This window comes from Nonomuraea cypriaca, assembly GCF_015645445.1.
GTDB classification, from domain to species: domain Bacteria; phylum Actinomycetota; class Actinomycetes; order Streptosporangiales; family Streptosporangiaceae; genus Nonomuraea; species Nonomuraea cypriaca.
Map to the genome: position 1 here is coordinate 1 of NZ_JADOGI010000358.1, position 7,873 is coordinate 7,873.

Here is a 7,873-nt window from a genome sequence, read left to right on the forward strand (position 1 = left end):
AACGCCCATCCGGTTTACGCGCGAACGCCAGCAGAATCGCATCCACATCCGCGCCCGTCAGATCATCGAGCACCGCCCCCGCACCGGCCAGCTCCACCAGCGTCGCCACATCCCGCGCGTACAGCTCCGCCGTCGACGCCGACAACGCCCCCGTCAACGTCCGGGCCCGCACCAGCTCCACATAACGATCCGCCGCCACCGCCACCGTCAACCGCTCGAGCTCCGCAGGCCGCACCGGCCACCCCTTCCCCTGCCCGGGCCCCCGCGCCGGCACCGAGACCGGCATGACGAAGACCCGCAACGAAGATCCGCCAGAGGAAAAGGTAGCCGCCACCACCGACAGAAACTCAGATGTCGCGGAACGTCTCGATGCGCGCACCCAGCGCGTTCAACCGCTCCGCCAGATCCTCATAACCCCGGTTGATCACGTACACGTTCCGCAACACCGACGTGCCCTCCCCGGCCATCATCGCCAGCAGCACCACCACCGCGGGCCGCAACGCCGGCGGGCACATCATCTCCGCGCTCCGCCACCGCGTCGGCCCCTCCACCAGCACCCGATGCGGATCCAGCAACTTCACCGACGCGCCCAGCCGCGTCAGCTCCGTCAGATAGATCGCCCGATTGTCGTACACCCAGTCATGGATCAGCGTCGAACCCTGCGCCGACGCCGCGATCGCCGCGAAGAACGGCACATTGTCGATGTTCAGCCCAGGAAACGGCATCGGATGGATCTTGTCGATGGGGGAGACGAGCTTCGACGGCCGCACCGTCAGATCCACCAGCCTCGTACGGCCGTTCGCCGCCGCGTACTCCCGCCCCCGATCGTGATCCAGCCCCATCTCCTCCAGCACCGCCAGCTCGATCTCCAGGAACTCCACCGGCACCCGGCAGATCGTCAGCTCCGACGACGTCACCACCGCCGCCGCCAGCAGACTCATCGCCTCCACCGGATCCTCCGAAGGGGAGTAGTCGACGTCCCGCTCGATGTCCGGCAGCCCGTGCACCGTCAGCGTCGTCGTCCCGATCCCCTCCACCCGCACACCCAACTGCTCCAGGAAGAAGCACAGATCCTGCACCATGTAGTTCGACGAGGCGTTACGGATCACCGTCACCCCGTCATGCCGCGCCGCCGCCAGCAGGGCGTTCTCCGTCACCGTGTCGCCCCGCTCGGTCAGCACGATCGGCCGCGACGGCGCCACCCCCCGATCCACCCGCGCGTGATAGAACCCGCCCGTCGCCGTGATCTCCAGCCCGAAATGCTTCAGCGCCGACACGTGCGGCTGCACCGTACGCGTCCCCAGATCACAACCACCCGCGTACGGAATCTGGAAGCGCCCCGTCCGGTGCATCAACGGCCCCAGGAACATGATCACACTCCTGGTACGGCGCGCCGCCTCCGTGTCCATCGCCTCCAGCTCCAGCCTCGCCGGAGGCACGATCTCCAGATCGCTGCCCTCGTTGATCCACCGCGCCCGCACCCCGATCGAAGCGAGCACCTCCAGAATCCGGTACACCTCCTCGATCCGCGCCACCTTACGCAAGATCGTGCGACCCGAGTTCAGCAACGACGCGCACAGCAACGCCACACACGCGTTCTTCGACGTCTTGACGTCGATACTGCCCGACAACCGGCGCCCGCCCACCACCCGCAGATGCATCGGCCCCGCATAACCCAGCGACACGATCTCACTGTCGAGCGCCTCACCGATCCGGGCGATCATCTCAAGACTGATGTTCTGGTTGCCGCGCTCGATCCGGTTGACCGCGCTCTGACTCGTCGCCAGAGCATCCGCCAGCTGCAGCTGCGTCCAACCACGATGCTGACGCGCGTCCCGGATCAACCGGCCGATACGCACAAGGTAATCATCTGCCACAACACGAGACCATATCTCACATATGAGATGCCCCCGCGTCAGCAGGGGCCGACGCGCCGGACCACTCCCGATGACGCGCCAGATGCTCAGGAGTCGCCTGCGCCCGCACCTTACCCACGAACGCCCGCCGCGCCGCCCGGAACCCACTCCGATCGTCGAACATGTCCCGGCTCATCTCCGCCAGCTCCTCAGCCCGGTACGCGTCCAACGGCTTACGCCGCTCATCCACCTCACGCACCTGCCGCCGCCCCGCCAGCAACCGATCGTAGCCAGGATCCGCCGCCAGCCGCTCCGCGTACTCCAGCACCCTGGCCTCGAACTCCAGCCGCGACCCGCCCAACGCCTTGTCCGCCAGCCCCAGCTCCACCGCCTCCGCCGCACCGATCGGCAACGCCTCCCACGTCAACCGCCGCGCCTGCTCCGGACCCACCCGCCGCGGCAACACGTACGTCCACAACTCACTACCGAACAACCCCATCGTCCGATAATGCGGATTCAACACCACAGAATCCCGCACGATCACCCGATCGGCGCCCAGCCCCATCATCACGCCGCCCGCACCCGCATTACCCCCGATCGACGTCACCACCAACTGCGACACGCACCCCAGCACCTCACGGCACACCGCGTTGATCGCGTTGATGTTCATCCACGCCTCCAACTCCGGATGACGCGACGCCTCGATCACGTTCAAGTGCACCCCATTGGAGAACACCTCACCACCCCGCACCACCAGCACCCGCGTGTCCTGCGCCGCCCCATACCGCAACGCCGCCGCCAGCCGCCGGCACTGATCCGTCGACATCGCCCCGTTGTAGAAGTCGAAACTCACCACCCCCACCCCGTCACTACGGTCGTAGGTGATCTCGCTGTACCCGCTGCGCTCCGGCACCCCCGCCACCAGATCACCCATCGCCAGCGCCGCGGGCAACTTCACCGCACCCTCACGCTCCACCCGCACATGCCCCACCCACACCGAACCGTCCCCGGTGCCCACCAGCACCGCACCCTCACGCCGCGCCACCACCTGACCAGGCACCCCCGCCAGATCAGGCCCCCGATACACGTCGAACACCCGCACCGGCACATCACACAACCGCGCCCGCCCCCCGGGCGAACCATCGGCGGCCCGCACCCGCCGCACGATGTCCTGCGTCGGCTCCGCCCACGAGAACTCCCGATCCGCGTGCCGCATCGCCCGCCGCAACCGCCCCCGCACCTCCGGCGAGCGGTAATCCAGCGGCACCGGACGGAACGACGCGTCACCCGCCTTCGCCGCCACCTCCACCACCAACTCCACCGCCGCGTCCGCCACCGGCCCGTTGTACAACGCCGACTTACGCGGCGGCTCCGCCGGCATCGGGAACATCCGATACCCCCAGATCGGGCCCGCGTCCATCTCCTCCACCGCCTGCAGCGCCGTCACGCCCCACTCCGGCTCGGCATCGGCGATCGCCCAGTCCAGCGACGACGGCCCGCGATCCCCGGGCGGCCCCGGATGCACGATCACCGTACGGTGCCCCCGCCACACCCGCGCCGGCACCCGATCCTTCAGGAACGGGCAGATCACCAGGTCCGGCTTGACCAACTCGGCGGCCTCGACCATCGCCTGCTCCGACACGGCCAGTTCGACGTCCACGTCATGACCGGCCCGGCGCAACGCCAGCCAGGCCCGCTGGGTCAGGCCGTTGAACGAGGAGCAGATCAGCAAGATACGCAACGCAGGACTTCTTTCCGAGCGGGGGAGCCGACGACGGGGGAACCACAGGACCGGCCAGCCGGACGCCGGTCACCGGCGTTTAAGGCGGTCCTATATGGCCCATACATGCCATTGATGCTGACATGAATCGTCTACTGCCGCTGACACTTCGCCGCAAAAGCCGCCTTGACCAGCGCCGCTTTGACCTTCTTTGTTCCAAAAATCCCATTCTGCGGTATGCCCGGCCGTACCGTCCCGAGGGTCCTCGCCGAGACCGCGACGCGCCTGTTTTCGGTCGCATGCCCACAGCGGGGCGGCCATTTCCGATCAAGGCACCCGCGACGCGACCCGAACCGGAAACTTGCGCATACAAGCATATAAACGGGCAAATATCCCATACCAGACAGAAGCTGAATTCTGTCTGGTATGGGATTAAAAGTCATGGTCTGACCGATTTGGGGGTGTGGGGGTGGCGCACCTACAGGCGGTTGACGAAGCGGGCCGCGGCGCGCTGGCTCATGCCGGTTTCGCCGCGTACGAGGAAGACGGCTTCCTGGATCTGGCCGAGCGCCTTGAGCTCGCGAGCTTGATCGACGAGGTCGACGCTCGGGTTGGGCCGGTTGCGCGGCCGTTCGGTGAGCCTGGCGGCCAGGACGATGAGCCAGATGGCGGCGGCGGTGATGACGCCCGTGAGCGCGATGAGGCTCGGAGTGATGATCTCCAAGGGGGGCATGTGTTCGCGTCTGCCCTGGATTTCGGGGTTCATGCGCGGCCGGTCTGGTTGCCTGATAATGGACATTATGTCAAGTTGGACGGAGAGGGGTCCCCTGGGAAGGGGGTCTGCTTGGTTCGGGACGGCGCTTCCATGGGCGCGATCGTCACAGGTCCATGCAAGCGGTCTGCGGGACGCGGTGTCCGAGCGGCCGGATGCGTGGGCGCGCGGACGCGGGAGTCCCTTGGGGCTGGTGCGGAGAGTTTTTGCGGGGTGGGTGCGGCTGTTGTGGCGTTGGCTGTTGTGCGGGTGAGCTGGGGTTTCGCGGGCTGGGATGGTGGTGTGGGGCCTGTCCCCCGGGTTTGACCGGCGCTTTGACCTTGTGTTGATTCGCTGTCCTTGGCGGTGGGTGTGGTCTTAGGGTGGAGCTCCTGCTATTCGCGCCGCGAGAGGAGCAGCACGTGGGGAGCCAGTCGGTTTTATGCCCGGTGTGTCAGGGGGTCGTGCCCGCTTCCGGTAGGGAGGCGTACACGGCGCTGCGGGGGCGGTTGATCGTGACGAACGGGTATTGCGGAGGTGGGTGCGCCGAGGGGCGTGCCGAGTCGGCGGAGCAGACGCAGCAGGTGGTGCGGCCGCAGCAGCTGGGTCAGGCGCCCCAGATGGGGCAGCAGGTGTCGCATCCGCAGCAGGCGGGGCAGGAGTCGCCGCAGGGGCGGCAGATGCCGGGTGCGGCGCCGGTGCGGGTGGCGCGCTGATCCGCGCCGGTTTCCGGCTGGTGGGTTATTGGTGGCCGTCGGTGGTGTGCCAGTAGTCGCGGGTGTGTACGACGAGTCCGTCGGGGTCGAAGCGGGCGAAGACGCAGCCGGCGAGGGTGACGGGGCGGCCGTTGTCGAGGGCGTGGACCCGGAATTCGATGGCGGCCTGGTCGCCGTCGACGATGGGGGTGGCGAAGGTGACGTGGGGTTCGGTTTCGCCGGTGAAGGACCATCGGATGTAGTCGGCGATGGCCTGTCTGCCTTCGTGCGGGGGGCGGAACGGCATGCTGGTGTGGACGGCGTCGTCGCGGTAGAGGGCGGTGATGGCGGCGGTGTCGTGGTGGGTCCAGCCGTGTTGCCAGGTGTCGGCGAAGCGTTGTGCGGCGGTTCGGGGGTCCATGGGGACCATTGTGCGGGTGGTGGTGTGGCGCCGGCGGCTGTTCGCGTGAAGGGTCAGCCGGTGTAGGGGTGTGTGGCGGTGACGGCGGTGATGGGCAGGGGCCCGTACAGGTGGGGATAGCCGTTTTCGGTGCGCAGGTCGAGGCCGGTGGGGTCGATGTCGAGGATGAGCAGGTCGTCGGTGACGCCGGTGTAGTAGGTGGTGTGGACGCCGCGGAGTTGGGTGAGGTCGCGGCTGCAGTGGATGAAGCCTTCTTGTTCGAGGGTGCGGCCGAGGGTGGAGATGCGGTACTCCCCCGTGTGCTGGGCGGCTTCCCAGTCGGTGCGCAGCGCGAGGTGGTGGATCATGGGGTCCATTCGTGTTCGAGGATGGCGTAGATGGTTTCGCTGGTCCATTCGCCTTTGAGGTGTTCGTTGTCGACGAGGGTGGCTTCGCGGCGCATGTGGAGTTTTTCCAGGACGCGGGCTGAGGCGGTGTTGCGGGCGTCGAGGCGGCCGGTGATGCGGTGCAGGTGGAGGTCGTCGAAGCCGAGGCGGAGCATTTCGCGGGCGGCTTCTGTGGCGTAGCCGTGGCCGTGGTGGTCGGGGTGCAGGACGTAGCCGATTTCGCCTTGGCGGTGCCGGCGGCTGGTCCAGATGAGGACGCAGTTGCCGATGAGCGTGCCGGTGGCGCGCAGGGTGATGGCGATGTCGAGGGCGTCGCCTTCGTCGTGGAGTTCGGTGCGGGTGATCTTCTTGTCGAGGTAGGTGCTGCTGGTGTCGCGGTCGCGGGGTTCCCAGGTGAGGTGGCGGGCGACGTCGGGGCGGGATTCGTAGGCGTGCAGGGCGTCGAGGTCGCCGGGGGTGAAGGGGCGTAGGTGGAGGCGGGTGGTGGTGATCGGGTAGCGGGGTTTGAGCACGGGGGCAGTGTAGGGAGCGCTCATGGGGGTGGCAACGCGTTTTGGAGGGCGTGGTGGAGGGCGTGGGTGAGCAGGGTTTGGGCCTCGTCGAGGGGGCGTTGTTCGACGAGGTGCTCGAGCCAGAGGGTGGAGATGGTGGTGTAGAGGAGGCGGGCGCGGGGGTCGTGCGGCGGCAGGTGGAGGGCGTCGGCGATGAGGCGGACGCAGCCGTCGGTCCAGCGGCGGGCGATCTTCTGCAGGTGGGGGTGGCGGCCGGCGTGGACGTAGAGCTCCCAGAGGCCGAGTTGGCGGGCGCGGCCGGCGGTGGCGATCTGGCCGGGCAGGCCGGTGAGGCCGTGCTGGGTGATCCAGGTGCGGGTGGTGGCGAGTTCGGTGTCGACGAGCCGGTCGAAGGCTTCGGCGAGGAGTTGGTCGCGTGAGGTGAAGTAGTAGGTGGTGGCGGCGAGGGGCAGGTCGGCGCGGCCGGCTATGGCGCGGTGGGTGACGGCTGCGAATCCGCCTTCGGTGAGCAGGTCGACGGCGGCGGCGAGGAGGGTGGCGCGGCGGTGGCGGCCGCGCGCCTGGCTGGGCGTCTGTGCCGGTTTCTGTGCCGGTTTCTGCGCCGGTTTCTGCGCCGGTTTCTGGGCGGGTGGTGGGGAGTGAGGCCGCTCCCCCGCCGGGTGCGGGTTCAATGGCCACCCGCGAGGTTGAGTACGACGACGCCGCCGATGATGAGCAGGATGCCGCTGATCTTGAGCGGGGTGAGGGTCTCTCCGAGGAGCAGGGCGCCGATGATGGCGATGGCGGCGGTGCCGGCTCCTGACCAGACGGCGTAGGCGGTGCCGACGTCGAGGTGGAGTTTGAGTGCTCGGGCCAGGAGGGTGAAGGAGGTGATGTAGCCGGCGGCGGCGACGAGGGTCCAGCCGAGGTGGGTGAAGCCGTCGCTGAGTTTGAGTGCGGAGGTGGCGAGGACTTCTGAGGCGATGGCGAAGGCGAGCAGGATCCAGGCCATGGAGGTGCCCCCCCGGGGGAAGAAAGTGGTACGGGTGTGCCAGTTTATCGTCGGGGCCCGGGGTCGTGGAATCGCTTGAAAAGGGAGTCGAATACGTGTTCCACTGGTGGGCGTGGGTTGGGACGCGCTTTCGCTGGTGGACGCCGCTGATGAGCGGCCGCTGATCGAGCGGCGCGCGGTCGTGCGCGGTGGTTTCTACGAGACGCAGGCCCGTACGGTGATCGAGCGGGTGCCGCGGACGGCGGGCATCGCGCAGCGGTGGGCGGTGTCGCCTTACCGGGGTTGTGCGCACGCGTGCCGGGGATGCGGGGCGCGTGCGGGGCATCGGCGGCTGGGGCTGGACGCGGGGCGTGATTTCGACACCAAGGTCGTGGTGAAGCCGAATGTGGTGGCCCGGTTGCGGGCGGAGTTGCCGCGCTGGGAGGGCGGGGAGCTGGCGGTGGGGGTCAGCGGTGACTGCTATCAGGCGGCTGAGGAGACGTACCGGCTGATGCCGGGGGTGATCGGGGTGCTGGCGGAGGCGGGGGTGCCGGTCACGGTC

General features: G+C 68.2%; 9 protein-coding genes and 2 pseudogenes. 2 read left to right on the forward strand and 9 right to left on the reverse strand.

Features of this window, described 5'->3' with window-relative positions:
- The 4 genes and pseudogenes from ITP53_RS52240 to ITP53_RS52255 all read right to left on the reverse strand — a co-directional run.
- Positions 1–235, reverse strand: a pseudogene (locus ITP53_RS52240) (tyrosine-type recombinase/integrase); the annotation flags it as partial.
- Between the two features lie 112 nt (positions 236–347).
- A complete protein-coding gene (locus tag ITP53_RS52245; RefSeq protein ID WP_195902941.1) occupies positions 348–1,877 on the reverse strand; it encodes a helix-turn-helix domain-containing protein in 1,530 nt (509 codons plus the stop codon).
- A 16-nt stretch (positions 1,878–1,893) separates the two neighbouring features.
- Positions 1,894–3,597 carry an enoyl-CoA hydratase-related protein gene (locus ITP53_RS52250; RefSeq protein ID WP_195902942.1) on the reverse strand — a complete coding sequence of 568 codons (1,704 nt, stop codon included), beginning with the start codon at positions 3,595–3,597 and terminating at the stop codon, positions 1,894–1,896.
- A gap of 457 nt (positions 3,598–4,054) precedes the next feature.
- A complete protein-coding gene (locus ITP53_RS52255) occupies positions 4,055–4,309 on the reverse strand; it encodes a hypothetical protein (RefSeq protein ID WP_195902943.1) in 255 nt (84 codons plus the stop codon).
- A gap of 482 nt (positions 4,310–4,791) precedes the next feature.
- On the opposite strand from ITP53_RS52255, the gene ITP53_RS52260 reads away from it, so the two are divergent.
- Positions 4,792–5,043, forward strand: coding sequence for a hypothetical protein (locus ITP53_RS52260; protein ID WP_195902944.1), 252 nt, complete (start codon positions 4,792–4,794; stop codon positions 5,041–5,043).
- A gap of 25 nt (positions 5,044–5,068) precedes the next feature.
- Here ITP53_RS52260 and ITP53_RS52265 read toward each other — a convergent pair whose 3' ends face one another.
- The 5 genes from ITP53_RS52265 to ITP53_RS52285 are packed head-to-tail and all read right to left on the reverse strand — an operon-like array spanning position 5,069 to position 7,332.
- Positions 5,069–5,443, reverse strand: coding sequence for a nuclear transport factor 2 family protein (locus tag ITP53_RS52265; RefSeq protein ID WP_195902945.1), 375 nt, complete (start codon positions 5,441–5,443; stop codon positions 5,069–5,071).
- 53 nt (positions 5,444–5,496) lie between these two features.
- Positions 5,497–5,799, reverse strand: a complete 303-nt coding sequence (locus ITP53_RS52270) for a DUF952 domain-containing protein (protein WP_236052154.1) — start codon at positions 5,797–5,799, stop codon at positions 5,497–5,499.
- The gene (locus ITP53_RS52275) at positions 5,787–6,341 is read right to left on the reverse strand and encodes a GNAT family N-acetyltransferase (RefSeq protein WP_195902946.1); all 555 of its coding nucleotides are present in this window, start codon (positions 6,339–6,341) and stop codon (positions 5,787–5,789) included. The genes ITP53_RS52270 and ITP53_RS52275 overlap by 13 nt, the downstream gene beginning before the upstream one ends.
- 20 nt (positions 6,342–6,361) lie before the next feature.
- A complete protein-coding gene (locus tag ITP53_RS52280; protein WP_195902947.1) occupies positions 6,362–7,012 on the reverse strand; it encodes a TetR/AcrR family transcriptional regulator in 651 nt (216 codons plus the stop codon).
- Positions 7,009–7,332, reverse strand: a complete 324-nt coding sequence (locus ITP53_RS52285; protein ID WP_195902948.1) for a DMT family transporter — start codon at positions 7,330–7,332, stop codon at positions 7,009–7,011. Before ITP53_RS52285 ends, ITP53_RS52280 begins: the two co-directional genes overlap by 4 nt.
- A 136-nt stretch (positions 7,333–7,468) precedes the next feature.
- Here ITP53_RS52285 and ITP53_RS52290 point away from each other — a divergent pair.
- A pseudogene (locus ITP53_RS52290) lies at positions 7,469–7,873 on the forward strand (radical SAM protein); the annotation flags it as partial.